We start from the raw sequence: 15,672 nt of genomic DNA, 5'->3' as shown, positions 1-15,672 counted from the left end.
ATGGAAGCACTGTACCTCCTCATCCCCTTAAGTGTCGTGGTCGTCTTCATCGCCCTGTGGGTGTATTTCACGGCCTCGGACAGCGGCCAGTTCGACGACCTCGTCGGACCGGGCCTGCGCGTGCTGCAGGATGACGACACGACGGTCAAGCCGGCGCCCGGCGAACCGCATCCCTGACCCTGCCCGGCCGGCGTCGCGCACGCCATGGCCGGCGCATCTGCTCCCCATGCCCTTTTTGCAGGGATCTTGTACGGCCTTTTTGATCGAAATATCACTTTATTTCGATGCCAGTTCGCTACGCTTATTTCATCCGGGGAATTTTGATCCACATCAAAGTTTTTTCGCGGTCAAACACTTACTCTCTGGCCACCATCATAAATAGTAATTCCAGGGAGAGTCTTTGTGGATCAATCGCTGAACTATAACTACAAGATCGTGAAGCAATTCGCGGTCGCTACTGTGGTATGGGGCATCATCGGCATGCTGGTAGGCGTTATCATCGCCGCTCAGCTGGCCTGGCCTGCCCTGAACCTCGACATACCATGGCTGACATACGGACGCTTGCGTCCGCTGCACACGAATGCGGTGATTTTCGCCTTCGGCATCTGCGGCCTGTTCGCCACCTCGTACTACGTCGTGCAACGCACCTGCCAGGTGCGCCTGTTTTCCGACAAACTGGCCGCCTTTACCTTCTGGGGCTGGCAAGCGGTCATCCTGTGCGCGGTCGTCAGCCTGCCCATGGGCCTGACCCGCGGCAAGGAATACGCCGAGCTGGAATGGCCTATCGCCATCCTCATCGCCGTCGTCTGGATCGCCTACGCCATCGTCTTCTTCGGCACCCTGATCAAGCGCAAGGTCAAGCACATCTACGTGGCCAACTGGTTCTTCGGCGCCTACATCCTGGCCGTGACGATTTTGCACGTGGTCAATGGCGCCGTCATGCCAGCCTCGTTCACCAAGTCGTATTCCGCGTATGCGGGCGTGCAGGACGCCATGATCCAGTGGTGGTACGGCCATAACGCGGTGGGCTTCATCCTGACCGCCGGCTACCTGGGCATGGTCTATTACTTCATCCCGAAACAGGCCGAGCGCCCCGTGTACTCGTACCGTTTGTCGATCGTCCACTTCTGGGCGCTGATCTTCACCTACATGTGGGCCGGCCCGCATCACCTGCACTACACGGCCTTGCCTGACTGGACGCAATCGATCGGCATGGTCTTCTCGCTGGTCCTGCTGGCGCCAAGCTGGGGCGGCATGATCAACGGCATCATGACCCTGTCGGGCGCCTGGCACAAGCTGCGTACCGACCCGATCCTGAAATTCATGATCGTCTCGCTGTCGTTCTACGGCATCGCCACCTTCGAAGGTCCGATGATGTCGATCAAGACCATCAACTCGCTGTCGCACTATACCGACTGGACCGTTGCCCACGTGCATGCGGGCGCCCTGGGCTGGGTGGGCTTCATCACCATGGGTTCGATCTACTACCTGCTGCCGCGCCTGGCGGGCCGCACGCAGATGCACAGCACGCGCCTGGTCGACGTGCACTTCTGGGTGGCCACCATCGGCATCGTGCTGTACATCGCCGCAATGTGGATCGCCGGCGTGATGCAGGGCCTGATGTGGCGCGCGGTCAATCCGGACGGCACCCTGACCTACACCTTTGTCGAGAGCGTGAAAGCAACGTATCCGTACTACGTGGTGCGCGTGGCCGGTGGCCTGCTGTACCTGTCGGGTATGTGCATCATGGGCTACAACACCTGGATGACTCTGCGCGGCAGCAAACTCCCCGTCGCCCGCATTCCGGAACTGAACGCGGCGCACGCCTGATAGGAGCGAAAGCAAATGAAATTTTCACATGCATGGATTGAGAGAAACCCCTGGCTGCTGATCGCCCTGGTCACCGTGGTGATCAGCATCGGCGGCGCCGTCGAGATCGTTCCCCTGTTCTTCCAGAAGAGCACGACGGAGCCGGTCGCCGGCCTGAAGCCGTACTCGCCGCTGCGCCTGGCGGGCCGCGACATTTACGTGCGCGAAGGCTGCTACAACTGCCACTCGCAGATGGTGCGTCCGCTGCGCGCGGAAACGGAACGCTATGGCCACTACTCGGTCGCCGGCGAATTCGTCTACGACCGTCCGTTCCAGTGGGGTTCCAAGCGCACGGGGCCGGACCTGGCCCGCGTGGGCGCCCGCTACAGCGACGAATGGCACCGCACGCACTTGAACAACCCGCGCGACGTGGTACCCGAGTCGAACATGCCGGCCTATCCATGGCTGGCGAAGACCAAGCTGGTGCCTGACGACATCATGCCGAAGATGCGCGCCCTGAAACGCCTGGGCCAGCCGTACAGCGAGGAAGAAATCGCCGCCGGCCCCGCGCAGCTGCAGGACAAGACGGAAGAAGACGCCCTGGTCGCCTATCTGCAAGGCCTCGGTACATTAATCAAAACAAGGAATTAGCATGGCAATCGAAAACCTGTTTGACAGCGCCAGCAGCGTCATGACGGTGGTTTCCTTTATGACATTCGTGGGCATCCTGTGGTGGACGTTCAGCCGCAGCAATGGCGACTTCGACGCGGCGGCACGCCTGCCGTTCGCCGACGAGGCGCTCGACTATCCGGCCGATGCCGCGCCGGCACAAGGGGAGCGCAACCATGGCTGACTTTACCAATGGCTTCTGGAATATCTACGTCATCGTGCTGTCCCTGCTGGGCATCATCGGCTGCGGCGTGCTGCTGTACTCGCAGTCGAAAGTGAAAGTGGCCGCCGGCGCCCCCGCCGACGGCACCACGGGTCACGTCTGGGACGAGGACTTGAAGGAACTCAATACGCCGATGCCGCGCTGGTGGATGTGGCTGTTCTACATCACCATCGTCTTCGCGCTGGCCTACCTGTTCCTGTATCCGGGCCTGGGCAACTATGCCGGCAGCCTGGGCTGGAAATCGACGGGCCAGTACGAGGAAGAGCTGAAGAAGGCGGAAGCCGACTACGGCCCCCTGTTCAACAAGTACCTGAGCCAGGACTTGAAGACGGTGGCCGCCGATCCGCAGGCGCAAGCCATCGGCCAGCGCCTGTTCCTGACCTACTGCGCGCAGTGCCACGGTTCGGATGCCCGCGGCAACAAGGGCTTCCCCAACCTGACGGACAAGGACTGGCTGTATGGCGGTGATCCCGACATCATCAAGACCACCATCATGCACGGCCGCAATGGACAAATGCCGCCGATGGGCGCCGCGCTGGGTTCCGAACAGGATGTCGAGAACGTGGCCCATTATGTGCTGAGCCTGTCCGGCTCGACCTCGGACCCCGTCAAGTCGGTGCTGGGCAAAGCCAAGTTCGGCGCCTGCATGGCCTGTCACGGTGCCGATGCGAAGGGCAACCAGATGCTCGGCGCGCCTAACCTGACGGACAAGATCTGGCTGTACGGCGGCAGCGCCGATACCATCATGGAAACCGTGCGCAAGGGTCGCAACAACACCATGCCGGCCTTCAGCGACTTCCTCGGCGAATCCAAGGTACACGTGCTGTCGGCGTATGTCTGGAGCCTGTCGAATCCCCAGACGCCCGTGAAATGACGTAATGGAACCTCAAGTCATCAAGATGTATGCGGCCCGCGAGCAAATCTACCCTCGCGAGGCCAAAGGACGCTACGCTACCTGGCGATGGGTATGCGTATGGCTTACCCAGCTCGCGTTCTACGGCTTGCCGTGGTTGACCTGGAATGGCAGGCAAGCCCTGCTGTTCGATTTGACCACGCGCAAGTTCTACATTTTCGGCGTCGTGCTGTGGCCCCAGGATTTCATCTATCTGGCGGCCCTGCTGATCATCTGTGCGTACTTGTTGTTCCTCGTCACGGCCATTGCGGGGCGAGTGTGGTGCGGGTTCTCTTGCCCGCAAACGGTATACACGGAAATTTTCCTGTGGGTCGAACGCCGCATCGAGGGCACGCGCAGCGCGCGCATGGCCCTCGACAAGCAGGGCCCGTCGCTGCGCAAGACGGCCAAGAAGACGGCCAAGCACCTGGTATGGGGCGCCATCGCCCTGTGGACGGGCTTTACCTTTGTCGGCTACTTCACGCCGATCAAGGAACTGGCGCAAGAGGTGACCACGCTCAATTTCGGTCCCTGGGAATGGTTCTGGGTCTTGTTCTACAGCCTGGCAACCTACGGCAACGCGGGCTGGCTGCGCGAGCAGGTGTGCAAATACATGTGCCCCTACGCGCGCTTCCAGAGCGCCATGTTCGACCAGGACACCCTGATCATCACCTACGATGCCAAGCGCGGCGAACCTCGCGGCGCGATGAGCAAGAAGGCCGGCAACAACGACAAGCTGGGCGACTGCATCGATTGCACCCTGTGCGTGCAGGTGTGTCCGACCGGTATCGATATCCGCAACGGCCTGCAGTATGAATGCATCGGCTGCGCCGCCTGCGTCGATGCCTGCAACAGCGTGATGGACAAGGTCGAGCGGCCGCGTGGCCTGATACGCTACAGCACCGACCATGCGATGGAAAACAACTTCAATTCGAAGCAGATCCGCCAGCGCGCCATGCGCCCGCGCGTGCTGATCTACACGTCCATCCTGGCCCTGATCATCATCGCCGTGTGTACGTCGCTGGCCCTGCGCACGCCCCTGAAAATGGACGTGATCCGCGACCGCGGTTCGATGGGACGCGAAGTGGAAGACGGCATGATTGAAAACGTCTACCGCCTGCAGATCATGAACACCTCCGAGCAAAGCCAGCATTTCAAGATCAGCGCTTCCGGCTTGCCGGGCCTGACCTTGCTGACGCGCGAAGAAGTGACCTTGCAGCCGACGGAAACGCTGGGCTGGCCGATCCGCCTGCGGGTGCCGCACGGCGTGGGCGAGAAGGGCTCGAACAAGATTGCGATCGAATTGCATTCGCTGGACGACCCGTCGCTGCATGTGCGTGAAAGCGCGGTATTCATCGTGCCGCGTTAACAAGGAAAGGCGGACGGGGACCGGGTGCCCCCGCCGCCGCCACGAAGTTGCAGGAAGGCCGGTCCCCGCATGGGGACTGGCCGTATACACAGAAACACAGGAGAAATACCATGTCCGACAGTCTCAAGCTGCAAGCCCCCGTTGCCCCATGGTACAAGCACCGCTGGCCATGGCTGTTGATGATCGGCCCCGGCCTGTCCGTGGTCGTCGGCAGCTTCATGGGCTATATCGCGTTTACGCAGCCCGACGCGCTGGTGGTGGGCGATTATTACAAGCAGGGCAAGGCGATCAACCAGGATCTGAAGCGTGACACGATCGCCAGCGACCTGGCGATGGATACGACCCTGTCGTATGACGTCGCCGCAGCGCGTCTCAGCGGTTCCGTGCACAGCTTCGGCAAGGCTTACCAGGGTCCGCTGCAATTGCACCTGGCACACGCGACCTTGCCGGAAAAAGACATCAAGCTGCTGCTGCAGCCCGATGCGTCCGGCAATTTCTCGGTGGCGCTGCCGATGCTCGAGCGCAGCCGCTGGCAGGTGCTGGTGGAAAACGACAAGCGCGAGTGGCGCCTGTCCGGCATCTGGACCTGGCCGCTGCAACGCAGCATCGCGCTGCACGCGGATGAGGAACTATGACGTACAGTGCCGGGAAAACCGTAGCGAGCGGCAGTGATTTGTGGCTGAGAAGCACAGCTGTGCTATAGCACAGCGAGCATCGCAGGCCGCAAAGCGCGACGCGCAGTAGGTTTTGACGGTGCTGTTATTTGCAGACGTCCGTGCCGGCCGTGATGGCTTTCAGCTTGGCCGGCTGCAGGATTTCAATTTCCCGGTTGGACACGCGCAGCCAGCCTTCCTTCTTGAATTTCGACAATAAACGGCTGACGCTTTCGATGGTCAGGCCCAGGTAGTTGCCGATTTCCTCGCGCGACATGCGCAACTGGAATTTGCTGGCCGAATAGCCGCGCGCCTCATAGCGCGACGCCAGGTTGACGATGAAGGCGGCAAAGCGCTGCGTCGCCTGCATATTGCCCAGCAACAGCATCACGCTTTGCTCGCGCGTGATTTCCTGGCTCATCATGCGATGGAAATGGCGCAGCAGGGTCGGCATATTGCCCAGCAATTGTTCCAGGCTGGAAAACGGGATTTCACACACTTCGCTGTCTTCCAGCGCCACCGCATTACAGTGGTGGCGGTCGGCGCTGATGGCGTCCATGCCCAGCAATTCGCCAGCCATCTGGAAACCCGTCACCTGCTCTTCGCCGCCCGGATTGATCTGGTAGGTCTTGAAGTGGCCCAGACGGATCGCATACAGGTTCTGGAACGAGTCACCGATGCGGAACAGCGAAGCGCCGCGCACAATCTTGCGGCGGCGGCCGATGATCTGGTCCAGTCTGTCCATGTCGCCCACGTCGAGGCCCATCGGCAGGCACAATTGATGCATGCTGCACGTCGAGCATCGCGCACGCAACGCTTCCACGGTCACTGTGGGCAAGGTTGGAGTGAGTAGCGCTTCAGTCATGTCGGTACCTTTTAGAAAATGCAATAACAAGTTTACTGCATACAGGGTTGCCGTGTGCCAATTTCACCGCAATTTCGCTGAATAAACGACGTTCCGACTTTAATTATATGGCAACATCGCCAAAAGCCCATGCACGGGGGGCCATTTGCGCGGCGCCGCTTGCCAAGTTGATGTATTGATAGGAAAATTCCTAACAGCATTCTCTTGCCGCCTGTGCCGCCCGGTACTGAAAAGGAAATCATGAAGCCTCTTGGCATCAAAGCAAAAGTCGCGCTGGCCACCAGCCTGACCTCGATCGCCATGATCGCGCTGGTCACCATGATCCAGGTGCAGCACATGCGCGACGACTTCACGCGAGTACTGCTGAGCCAGCAATCTTCCCTGATCAGCCGCACCGCTGCCGAACTCGACGACAAACTGGGCATGCTGCTGCAGATCGTCACCCTGACGGCCAGGCAGCAGCCGCCGGAATTGATCGCCCAGCCCGCCCAACTGCGCGAATACTATGCGCGCCGCTCGATGCTGGTGCTGTTCGACGACGTGCTGGTGCTCGACGCGCATGGCGCCGTCGTGGCCGACATGCCGGAAGTGGCGGGGCGCGCCGGCATCAACGTCGCCGAGCGCGAATACTTCCAGACCGTGCTGCGCACGCGCCAGCCCATGATCACCGAGCCGATGCTGGGCAAATCGAGCGGCATGCCCATCGTGCAGATGGTCGCGCCCGTGCTCGCCGCCGATGGCCAGGTGGCCGGCGTGGTGATCGGCGTGCTGCGCCTGTACAAGGACAACCTGCTGGGGCGCCTGCGCTCGGAAAAGATCGGCAAGAGCGGCTATTACTTCATCCTCACGCGCGGCGCCGTGCCGCGCTATGTGCTGCACCCCGACACCAGCCGCTTGCTGCAGCCGCGCCTGCCGACCGCCAACCTGACGACCACCCAGCTGCTGAAGGACGATGGCGAAGGCAGCATGGTCAGCACCAACAGCCGCGGCATCACGGCCGTCAACAGCTTCAAGCGCCTGAAATCGGTAAACTGGCTGCTGGCCGCCTCGCTGCCCCTCGACGACGCCTTCGAACCGTTCGACGGCGTGCTGTACCGCCTGGTGCTGTGGAGCATCCTCGCCTCGCTGCTGGCCGCTTTTGTTCTGGGCTGGGTCACTGTGCGCCTGCTCTCGCCGCTGGTGCGCCTGCGCGACACCCTGCAGGCGCTGCGCACCAGCGGCAGCCGCTTCACCCCCGTGCCGGTGCAGCAACGCGACGAGATCGGCGAACTGACGGAAGCGTTCAACGGCCTGATGAGCGAACGCGACCGGCTGCAGCAGGAACTCGAAGCGCGCGCGGCAGAGCTGGAACAGGAACGCGACCGGGCCGAGGCGGCCAACCGCGCGAAGAGCGATTTCGTCGCCAACATGAGCCATGAAATCCGCACGCCCCTCAATGCGGTGCTGGGCATGGTGTATTTATTGGGCAATACCAAGCTCGATACGGAACAGCGCAAGTACCTGACCATGGTGCGCGTGGCGGGCCAGTCGCTGCTGGGCATCCTCAACGACGTGCTCGATTATTCGAAGATCGAGGCGCGCCGCATGGAATTGTCGCCCGTCGAATTCGACCTCGACGAGGTCATGAACACGCTGGCCACGACGATGACGATGAATGCGGGCGAAAAGGAGCTGGAACTGGCGATTGCCGTCGAACCCGACGTGCCGCGCCGCCTCGTGGGCGACGCCCAGCGGCTGCAGCAGATCCTCGTCAACCTGGCCGGCAACGCCATCAAATTCACCGAGAGCGGCGAAGTGGTGGTGGCCGTCAGCCTGGCCGAGAAAGACAACGGCCGCGCCTGGCTGCGCTTCGAAGTGCGCGACACGGGCATCGGCATGACGCAGTTGCAGCAACAGCAGCTGTTTTCCGCGTTTTCGCAGGGCGACCAGAGTATCACGCGGCGCTTCGGCGGCACGGGCCTGGGCCTGGCCATCAGCAAGCAGCTGATCCACATGATGGGCGGCGACATCGCCGTCGCCAGCAGCGAAGGCAAGGGCAGCCGCTTCTGGTTCAGCGTGCCGTTCGACATGCTGGCGCAGCCGGCCGAAACGCGGCGCACGCCCACCCTGGGCCAGCTGCGCCTGCTGGTGGCCGACGACAACCGCACCACGCGCGAACTGATCGTCAAGCTGATCGAGGCGTGGGGCTGGCTGGCCGACGAAGTGGACTCCGGCTTTGCCGCCATCGAACTGTACCGCGAGCGCCTGGCGCAGCAGCAGCCCTACGACGTGGTGCTGGCCGACTGGCACATGCCCGTCATGGACGGCCTGGCCACGGCCAAGGCCATCCGCCAGGCAGCCAGCGGCCAGCGCCAGCCCATCGTGGTGATGGTCAACGCCTTCGCCCGCAACCACCTCGAGGAAATCTCCAGCGCGGCCGAGGCCGACGTCGTGCTGATGAAGCCGATCACGGGTTCAAGCCTGTTCGATGCCCTGCACCAGGCGCTGATCGCCAAGCACGACGGCGGCGAGCAGCGCATCCTGCAGCAGCCGCTGGGCACGGAACTGGCCGGCGTGCATTTCCTGCTGGTGGAAGACAATCATTTGAACCAGGCCGTGGCGCGCGGCATCCTCGAACACATGGGCGCCACCCTGGACGTGGTGGGCGACGGCTTGCAGGCCGTGGAACGGCTGCGCACGGAAGCGCTGCGCTACGACATCGTGCTGATGGACATGCAGATGCCCGTCATGGACGGCTTCAGCGCCACCCACATCATCCGCACGGAACTACGCTTGAGCCTACCTGTGATCGCCATGACGGCCGGCGTGCTGGCGTCCGAGCGCGAGCGCTGCATGACGGCCGGCATCAGCGATTTCATCGCCAAGCCCGTCGTGGTGGAAGAGATGATGGAAGTCATCCTGCGCCACCTGCCCAAGCGGCCGCCAGTGCAGACGGCCGGGCCGGCGCCCGTCGCCGATGAAGAAATTTTTTCCATGGCGCCGCTGATGCGCGTGATGGGGCGCGATGCGAAGGGGCGCGGCGTGCTGCGGCGCATGGTGGAAGACGCGCTGAACAAGGGCATGACGCCCATGCGCGACGCCGAAACAGCATTGCAGGCAGGCCGCCACAGCGACGTGGCGCGCATCCTGCACAGCGTGCGCGGCTCCGTCGGCACCCTGGGCACGAAACGCCTGATCCGCACCGCCTTCGCCACCGAGGAAGCCATCGATGCGGGCCGCCTGGACGAAGTGCCGGCACTGCTGGCGCAGACGGCGCAGGAGCTGGAGCAGGCGCTGGCGGCGGCGGCCGATTGGTTGTCGCGGCTGAAGGATTAAATTTGCGACCTTGCGCGGGTCGGATTAGCGCGCCAGCGCGTAATCCGACACCACGGACGCCAACAATATTGTCGGATTACGCGGCGTGCCGCCGCTAATCCGACCTACGGCTTTTGGCTTACGCCGGCACGCCCAGAATCACGCTGGACGCTTTGAAAATCGCCGTCACGCTGCTGCCGATCTCGATGCCCAGCTCGGTGCTGCTCTGGTTGGTGATGATGGCGGCAATCGTGCCGCCGCTTGGCAAGTCCAGCACCACTTCCGTGTTGACGGCGCCCGTCTGCACGCGCGTGACGGTGCCGGCCAGCTGGTTGCGCGCGGAAAAGCGCGCCCCTGCGCCGTCGGCCACGAGGATGATCGACGAAGCCTTGATCAGCGCGAACGCTTCCGCGCCCGGCACCAGGCCCAGGCCCGCGCTGCTGCCCTGCGTGACGATGGCCACGATGTGCTGGCCACCGGGCAACTCCAGGGTGACTTCATCGTTGACGGCGCCCGGTTTCAGTTCGGCCACCTTGCCCAGAAATTGATTGCGTGCCGTGGTTTTCATGGCCATTCTCCGTATGAGTAAAAGATCGTCGGCGATGCCTTCGGCCTGGCTGCCCAGCTGGCGCAGGTAGCGCGCATGCTCGCGCTCGATGATGCGGAAATTGTCGACCAGCTGGCGTCCCCGCTGCGTCAGCCGCGTGCCACCGCCGCCCTTGCCGCCCGTCAAGCGTTCAACCAGCGGCTCGCCGGCCAGGTTGTTCATCGCGTCGATGGCATCCCAGGCCGCCTTGTAGCTCATCTTGACGAGCTTGGCCGCCTGCGTGATGGAGCCGCATTCGGCGATGGCGCCCAGCAATTCCACCCTGCCGGCGCCGCCCAGGTTTTCTCCGCCCACCGTCATCCATACCGAGCCTTGCAGGCCGATTTCCGCTGCCGCTGATTTATCCAATGCGTTCACCCAATGCCATGTGTTCTTCCCTGTTATCGATCTGTCCGTCGCGCAAGTACAGCACATGCTCGCCCAGAATGCGCGCATCTTCCGGATCATGGGTGATCAGGATCATGGGCACGTCCAGGCGCTGCTGCCACTGGCTCAGTTCCAGGCGCATTTTGACACGCAGGGCCGGATCGAGGGCGGCGAACGGCTCGTCGAGCAGCAACGCGGCCGGTTCGGCCACGAGCGCCCTCGCCAGCGCCACCCTTTGGCGCTGGCCTCCGGACAACTCGTCGGGAAACTGGTGCGCCAGTTCCTGCAAGTGAAACGCGTCCAGCCAATGCTCGACCTTCTGCAATTTTTCGCGCGCGCGCGGGTTGAACCAGCCGCGTGCCAGGCCGAAGCCCACGTTCTGGCGCACCGTCAGGTGCGGGAACAGCGCGTAATCCTGGAACAGGTAGGCGACATTGCGCTGCTGCGGCGGCAGATTGATGCCGGCGGCCGCATCGAACAGGGTGCGCCCGTTCAAGCGGATATGGCCCGCGTGCGGCGTGAAGAGTCCGGCAATGGCTTTCAGGGTCATGCTCTTGCCGGCGCCGGACGGGCCATACATGGCGATGCGCTGGCTGCCTGAGGTGCATTGCACCTGCAGGTCGAAGCGGCGTTTGCCGGAACGCAGGGTGGCGCGGATGTCGAGGTCGAGTTGCATGGGCGTCATCATAGACCTCATTTGTGCGCGACGCGCCCGGGCGCCAGGCGGCCAGCCGACAGCAGCACCACGATGCAGACAAAGGAGGTGATCAGCACCAGAGTGTTGGCGACATCGTCCTGGCCCGCCTGCACGGCTTCATACACGGCCACCGACAGGGTCTGCGTCTTGCCGGGAATACTGCCGGCCACCATCAGGGTGGCACCGAATTCGCCGAGCGCGCGCACAAATCCCAGCAGCACGCCGGCGAGGATGCCGCGCCACGCCAGCGGCAAGGTGACGCGAAAGAAAATCGCCATTTCAGAAATACCCAGCACGCGGGCCGCCTGCTCGAGCTGGCCATCGACCGCCTCGAAGGCGGCGCGCGCGGGCTTGAAGACGAGGGGAAAGGCGACCACGGTGGAGGCGATCACGGCGCCCTGCCACGTAAAAATCAGGTTGATGCCGAAGTTGTCCTGCAACCAGATACCCAGGGTGCCGCGCCGGCCCAGCAGCACCAGCAGGTAATAGCCGAGCACGGTGGGCGGCATCACCATCGGCAGGGTCAGCAGGGCGTCGAGCAATTCGCGCCCGGGAAAACGCGTGCGCGCCAGCAGATAGCCCGTACCGATGCCGAGCAGCAAATTGAGCGCCGTGGCCCACGCCGCTACTTTGAGCGACAGGGCCAGCGCGGTCCAGGCGATATCCATGCGCGTTCGTTTTACCTTATGGCTTCTTGAAACCGTACTTGGCCAGGATGGCTTGCGCCGGCGCCGTCTGCAGGTAGCTGACGAAGCGCTTCGCCTCGGCCGCATTGCCGCTGCCCTTGATGGTGGCGATTGGGTACAGCACGGGTGCGTCGAGCGGCACGTCCAGCACGACGTTGACCTTGTCTTTCATGATGGCCGCGTCGGTGGCGTAGACAAAGCCCGCATCGACTTCGCCGCGCGCAACGTAGTCGAGCGACTGGCGCACATTCTGCGTGCCGATGGCTTTCGGCTGCACGGCGTCCCACAGCTTCGCCTTCTTCAGCGCGCCTTCAGAATAGCGGCCGACGGGTACGCTGGCCGGGTTGGCGATGGCCACGCGCGTGATGCTTTTTTGCGCCAGGTCGGCCAGGCTCTTGATGCCCAGCTTGCTATCGTGCGGCACGATCAGCACCAGGCTGTTGCCGACGAAATCCATGCGCTCGGCCGGCAGCACCAGGCCCTGCTTTTGCGCCGCATCCATGGTTTCCTGGTCGGCCGAGGCAAACACATCCACGGGCGCGCCCTTGACGATCTGCTGCAGCAGCACGCCCGAGGCGGCAAAGTTCAGGGACACCTTGCTGCCCGGATACTGCGCCTCATAGCTTTGCGCCGCATCCTTGAACGCATTCGTCAGGCTGGCCGCGGCCGACACCACCACTTCGCCGGCAAAGGCGGACGAGGCAGCGGTGGCGAGCAGGGCGGTGCCAAGCAGGCGGGCGAGGGAGGTGAGGCGCATGATCGTATCCTTGTAAGTGAACGGTGAACAAGGAACGTAATATACACTTATATATAGCGCTCTGCCATGGCGCAAGTCAAGACGGCACAAGGCAGATTCCCTGATATACTGTATATAAACACAGTATATCGAGGTGAGCCATGGAATTGACGGACAAGCTGGAAATCCTGGCCGACGCGGCCAAGTACGACGCGTCCTGCGCCAGCAGCGGCGCACCCAAGCGCGATTCCATCGGCAAGGACGGCTTTGGCGCCACCTCGGGCATGGGCATTTGCCACAGCTACACGCCGGACGGGCGCTGCGTCTCGCTGCTGAAAATCCTGCTGACCAATTACTGCCTGTACGATTGCCAGTACTGCGTCAACCGCCGCAGTTCGAACGTGCCGCGCGCCCGCTTTACGGTGGCCGAGGTGGTGAAATTGACTGCCGACTTTTACCTGCGCAACTACATCGACGGCCTGTTCCTGAGTTCCGGCATCATCCGCTCGGCCGACTACACGATGGAGCAACTGGTGCAGGTGGCGCGCGAGTTGCGCGAGGCGCACCAGTTCCGCGGCTATATCCACCTGAAAACCATCCCCGACGCCGACCCCGCCCTGATCGCGCAGGCGGGCCGCTATGCCGACCGGCTCAGCGTCAATATCGAACTGCCGACCCAGGACAGCGTGCAGAAACTGGCGCCGGAAAAGAGCGTGCACACGATCAAGCTGGCCATGGGCGCCATCCGCCGCAAGCTCGATGAAAAAGCCGAAGAACCGCGCGCGCCGCGTTTCGCGCCGGCCGGGCAAAGCACGCAGATGATCGTCGGCGCCGACGCCAGCGACGACCAGCAAATCCTCGCCACCGCCGAGACCTTGTACGGCAGCTACAAACTCAAGCGCGTGTATTACTCGGCTTTCAGCCCCATCCCCGACAGCCCGAACAGCGTGCCGCTGGCGCCGCCGCCGATGCTGCGCGAACACCGACTGTACCAGGCCGATTTCTTGCTGCGCAGCTATGGTTTCCAGGCCAGCGAACTGCTGCCCGCCAGCGGCGGCAACCTGGCGCTCGACATCGATCCCAAGCTGGCGTGGGCGCTGGCGCACCGCGAACATTTTCCGCTGGACTTGAACCGCGCGGCGCAGCACATGATCGCGCGCGTGCCCGGCATCGGCCTGCGCAACGCGCAGCGCATCGTCGACCTGCGCCAGTTGCGGCAAGTGCGCTACGCTGACCTGTCGCGCCTGCGCTGCAGCATGAAGAAAATTGCGCCCTTCATCATCACGGCCGACTATTTTCCCGCGCGCGACACCGCCGCTTCCGAACAATTGCGCCGCGCCATGGCCGATGCGCCGCAGCAAATGCATTTATGGCCGGAGTTGCAGGCGGCATGAGCGGCCAGATGGTGCGCCTGGCGCAGTCGTTCGACGCGTGGCGCGCGGCGGCGCGCGAACTGATCGCGCGCGGCGTGCCGCCTGCCGATGTGGCCTGGCAATCGCGGCCCGGCGAGGGCGACCTGTTTTCCTCCACGCCAGAGGCGACGGATACCGGCGCGCCGCCGCTGCGCCTGCCCCGCCAACTGGTGGAACTGCTGGAAAGCGCCGCCTGTTTCAACGTCCCTGACCGCTGGGCCTTCCTGTATCAGGTGCTGTGGCGCTGGCAGCTGGGCCAGCACGACGTGGTGTCGCCGGCCGACGCGGACGGCGCGCGCCTGCACGCCATGGTCAAGGCCGTGCATCGCGAAGAGCACGACATGCATGCGTATGTGCGCTTCCGCGAGCGGGCGGAAAGCGACGGCGCGCCCCGCTTCGTCGCCTGGTTCGAGCCCACGCACGAGGTGCTGCCGCAGGTGGCGCGCCACTTCGCGCGCCGCATGGGATCGGCCAGCTGGATGATCGCCACGCCCGGTGCCAGCATGCTGTGGGATGGCGCCACCCTGCACGCGGGACCGGCCCTGCTGCGTGGCGCGGCCGACATCGACGATGCGGGTGAAGCGCTATGGCTGACGTACTACCGCAGCATCTTCAACCCCGCGCGCGTGAATGCCGATTTGCTGCACAGCCATATCCCCTCGCGCTTCTGGAAAAACTTGCCGGAAGGCGCCATCGTGCCCGCCATGCTGAGCGGCGCGGCCAACGGCGAGCGGCGCACGGGGCAGACGGCCAGCGTGGGACAGCGGCAGGGCGCGGCCATGATCCCGATCAGCGCAGAACGGGCCCAGCCCGTGCGCGCGGTAGCGACTACCCTGGACCAGTGCCGCCGCTGCGCGCTGTGGCAGCACGCCACGCAAGCCGTGCCCGGCACAGGTCCGCACACCGCCCGCATCATGCTCGTCGGTGAACAACCGGGCGACCAGGAAGACCTGGCCGGACTGCCGTTCGTCGGCCCGGCCGGTGCGCTGCTGGACAGGGCCATGCGGGAAGCGGGCATGGCGCGCGACAGCATCTATCTGACCAATGCGGTCAAGCATTTCAAGTGGGAACCACGCGGCAAGCGCCGCCTGCACAAGACCCCGGCCCAGCGCGAGATCCTCGCCTGCCATGGCTGGCTGGAAGAAGAAATGGAACGTGTCAAACCACAGGTGATCGTGGCGCTGGGCAGCACGGCATTAAAATCCGTGCTGCGGGATGGCGCGGCGGCGATGACGCCGCTGATCGGCACGCCCATCGAACACGACGGCCGCTGGGTGGTGACCGTCTACCATCCGTCCTACGTGCTGCGCGCGCCAGACGAGGCGAGCCGGCGGCAGGCGTATCGGGTGATCGTGGACGGTTTACGGCAGGCCTTGACGCTGCAGCAAGGCTAA

15 protein-coding genes are annotated in these 15,672 nt (G+C 63.5%); 10 read left to right on the top strand and 5 right to left on the bottom strand.

What is annotated here, in order from left to right; genetic code table 11:
• The 7 genes from ccoS (at nt 1) to CBW66_RS06650 (ending at nt 5,597) form a co-directional block, all read left to right on the top strand.
• Nucleotides 1–177: a cbb3-type cytochrome oxidase assembly protein CcoS gene (gene ccoS / locus CBW66_RS06680; RefSeq protein WP_046681774.1), complete on the top strand. Its 177-nt coding sequence runs from the start codon at nt 1–3 to the stop codon at nt 175–177.
• A 225-nt stretch (nt 178–402) separates the two neighbouring features.
• Complete coding sequence (ccoN, locus tag CBW66_RS06675; RefSeq protein ID WP_046681775.1) at nt 403–1,830, top strand: cytochrome-c oxidase, cbb3-type subunit I; 1,428 nt, start codon at nt 403–405, stop codon at nt 1,828–1,830.
• Between the two features lie 15 nt (nt 1,831–1,845).
• A complete protein-coding gene (ccoO, locus tag CBW66_RS06670; protein WP_086137414.1) occupies nt 1,846–2,460 on the top strand; it encodes a cytochrome-c oxidase, cbb3-type subunit II in 615 nt (204 codons plus the stop codon).
• A gap of 1 nt (nt 2,461) precedes the next feature.
• Nucleotides 2,462–2,662 carry a cbb3-type cytochrome c oxidase subunit 3 gene (locus CBW66_RS06665; protein ID WP_070223255.1) on the top strand — a complete coding sequence of 67 codons (201 nt, stop codon included), beginning with the start codon at nt 2,462–2,464 and terminating at the stop codon, nt 2,660–2,662.
• On the top strand, nt 2,655–3,575 hold the full coding sequence (gene ccoP / locus CBW66_RS06660; protein WP_086137413.1) for a cytochrome-c oxidase, cbb3-type subunit III: 921 nt from the start codon (nt 2,655–2,657) through the stop codon (nt 3,573–3,575). The genes CBW66_RS06665 and ccoP overlap by 8 nt, the downstream gene beginning before the upstream one ends.
• Nucleotides 3,576–3,579: 4 nt before the next feature.
• Nucleotides 3,580–4,962 carry a cytochrome c oxidase accessory protein CcoG gene (gene ccoG / locus CBW66_RS06655; RefSeq protein WP_086137412.1) on the top strand — a complete coding sequence of 461 codons (1,383 nt, stop codon included), beginning with the start codon at nt 3,580–3,582 and terminating at the stop codon, nt 4,960–4,962.
• 110 nt (nt 4,963–5,072) lie between these two features.
• Complete coding sequence (locus CBW66_RS06650) at nt 5,073–5,597, top strand: FixH family protein (protein ID WP_086137411.1); 525 nt, start codon at nt 5,073–5,075, stop codon at nt 5,595–5,597.
• A gap of 124 nt (nt 5,598–5,721) precedes the next feature.
• Here CBW66_RS06650 and fnr read toward each other — a convergent pair whose 3' ends face one another.
• Nucleotides 5,722–6,480: a fumarate/nitrate reduction transcriptional regulator Fnr gene (gene fnr, locus CBW66_RS06645; RefSeq protein ID WP_086137410.1), complete on the bottom strand. Its 759-nt coding sequence runs from the start codon at nt 6,478–6,480 to the stop codon at nt 5,722–5,724.
• 240 nt (nt 6,481–6,720) lie between these two features.
• Between fnr and CBW66_RS06640 the strand changes: the two genes are divergently transcribed.
• A complete protein-coding gene (locus tag CBW66_RS06640) occupies nt 6,721–9,795 on the top strand; it encodes a response regulator (protein ID WP_086137409.1) in 3,075 nt (1,024 codons plus the stop codon).
• Between the two features lie 118 nt (nt 9,796–9,913).
• Here CBW66_RS06640 and CBW66_RS06635 read toward each other — a convergent pair whose 3' ends face one another.
• From CBW66_RS06635 to modA, 4 genes are read right to left on the bottom strand one after another with little or no spacing between them, the layout of a single operon-like run.
• On the bottom strand, nt 9,914–10,681 hold the full coding sequence (locus CBW66_RS06635; RefSeq protein ID WP_086137439.1) for a TOBE domain-containing protein: 768 nt from the start codon (nt 10,679–10,681) through the stop codon (nt 9,914–9,916).
• A gap of 40 nt (nt 10,682–10,721) precedes the next feature.
• The gene (locus tag CBW66_RS06630) at nt 10,722–11,432 is read right to left on the bottom strand and encodes a sulfate/molybdate ABC transporter ATP-binding protein (protein ID WP_205701178.1); all 711 of its coding nucleotides are present in this window, start codon (nt 11,430–11,432) and stop codon (nt 10,722–10,724) included.
• An 8-nt stretch (nt 11,433–11,440) separates the two neighbouring features.
• Nucleotides 11,441–12,112 (bottom strand): molybdate ABC transporter permease subunit, encoded by a 672-nt coding sequence (modB, locus tag CBW66_RS06625; RefSeq protein ID WP_086137408.1) that lies wholly within the window; start codon nt 12,110–12,112, stop codon nt 11,441–11,443.
• Between the two features lie 16 nt (nt 12,113–12,128).
• The gene (gene modA / locus CBW66_RS06620) at nt 12,129–12,887 is read right to left on the bottom strand and encodes a molybdate ABC transporter substrate-binding protein (RefSeq protein WP_086137407.1); all 759 of its coding nucleotides are present in this window, start codon (nt 12,885–12,887) and stop codon (nt 12,129–12,131) included.
• Nucleotides 12,888–13,027: 140 nt separating this feature from the next.
• On the opposite strand from modA, the gene CBW66_RS06615 reads away from it, so the two are divergent.
• The gene (locus CBW66_RS06615; protein ID WP_086137406.1) at nt 13,028–14,260 is read left to right on the top strand and encodes a putative DNA modification/repair radical SAM protein; all 1,233 of its coding nucleotides are present in this window, start codon (nt 13,028–13,030) and stop codon (nt 14,258–14,260) included.
• Complete coding sequence (locus tag CBW66_RS06610) at nt 14,236–15,672, top strand: UdgX family uracil-DNA binding protein (RefSeq protein WP_230492187.1); 1,437 nt, start codon at nt 14,236–14,238, stop codon at nt 15,670–15,672. Before CBW66_RS06615 ends, CBW66_RS06610 begins: the two co-directional genes overlap by 25 nt.

The organism is Janthinobacterium sp. GW456P, assembly GCF_002127655.1.
Taxonomy (GTDB): Bacteria; Pseudomonadota; Gammaproteobacteria; order Burkholderiales; family Burkholderiaceae_D; genus Janthinobacterium.
The sequence above is the reverse complement of the archived record's forward strand: the minus strand, read 5'-3'. Positions and strand labels throughout refer to the sequence as shown.

Bases quoted from the DNA above. Each gene is read 5' to 3' on its own strand.
- CBW66_RS06665 (WP_070223255.1), top strand. From the start codon at position 2,462: ATGGCAATCGAAAACCTGTTTGACAGCGCCAGCAGCGTCATGACGGTG.
- CBW66_RS06635 (WP_086137439.1), bottom strand. From the start codon at position 10,681: ATGACGGTGGGCGGAGAAAACCTGGGCGGCGCCGGCAGGGTGGAATTG.
- CBW66_RS06615 (WP_086137406.1), top strand. From the start codon at position 13,028: ATGGAATTGACGGACAAGCTGGAAATCCTGGCCGACGCGGCCAAGTAC.
- modA (WP_086137407.1), bottom strand. From the start codon at position 12,887: ATGCGCCTCACCTCCCTCGCCCGCCTGCTTGGCACCGCCCTGCTCGCC.
- modB (WP_086137408.1), bottom strand. From the start codon at position 12,112: ATGGATATCGCCTGGACCGCGCTGGCCCTGTCGCTCAAAGTAGCGGCG.
- ccoG (WP_086137412.1), top strand. From the start codon at position 3,580: ATGGAACCTCAAGTCATCAAGATGTATGCGGCCCGCGAGCAAATCTAC.
- CBW66_RS06640 (WP_086137409.1), top strand. From the start codon at position 6,721: ATGAAGCCTCTTGGCATCAAAGCAAAAGTCGCGCTGGCCACCAGCCTG.
- fnr (WP_086137410.1), bottom strand. From the start codon at position 6,480: ATGACTGAAGCGCTACTCACTCCAACCTTGCCCACAGTGACCGTGGAA.
- ccoO (WP_086137414.1), top strand. From the start codon at position 1,846: ATGAAATTTTCACATGCATGGATTGAGAGAAACCCCTGGCTGCTGATC.
- CBW66_RS06650 (WP_086137411.1), top strand. From the start codon at position 5,073: ATGTCCGACAGTCTCAAGCTGCAAGCCCCCGTTGCCCCATGGTACAAG.
- CBW66_RS06630 (WP_205701178.1), bottom strand. From the start codon at position 11,432: ATGACGCCCATGCAACTCGACCTCGACATCCGCGCCACCCTGCGTTCC.
- ccoS (WP_046681774.1), top strand. From the start codon at position 1: ATGGAAGCACTGTACCTCCTCATCCCCTTAAGTGTCGTGGTCGTCTTC.
- ccoP (WP_086137413.1), top strand. From the start codon at position 2,655: ATGGCTGACTTTACCAATGGCTTCTGGAATATCTACGTCATCGTGCTG.
- CBW66_RS06610 (WP_230492187.1), top strand. From the start codon at position 14,236: ATGGCCGGAGTTGCAGGCGGCATGAGCGGCCAGATGGTGCGCCTGGCG.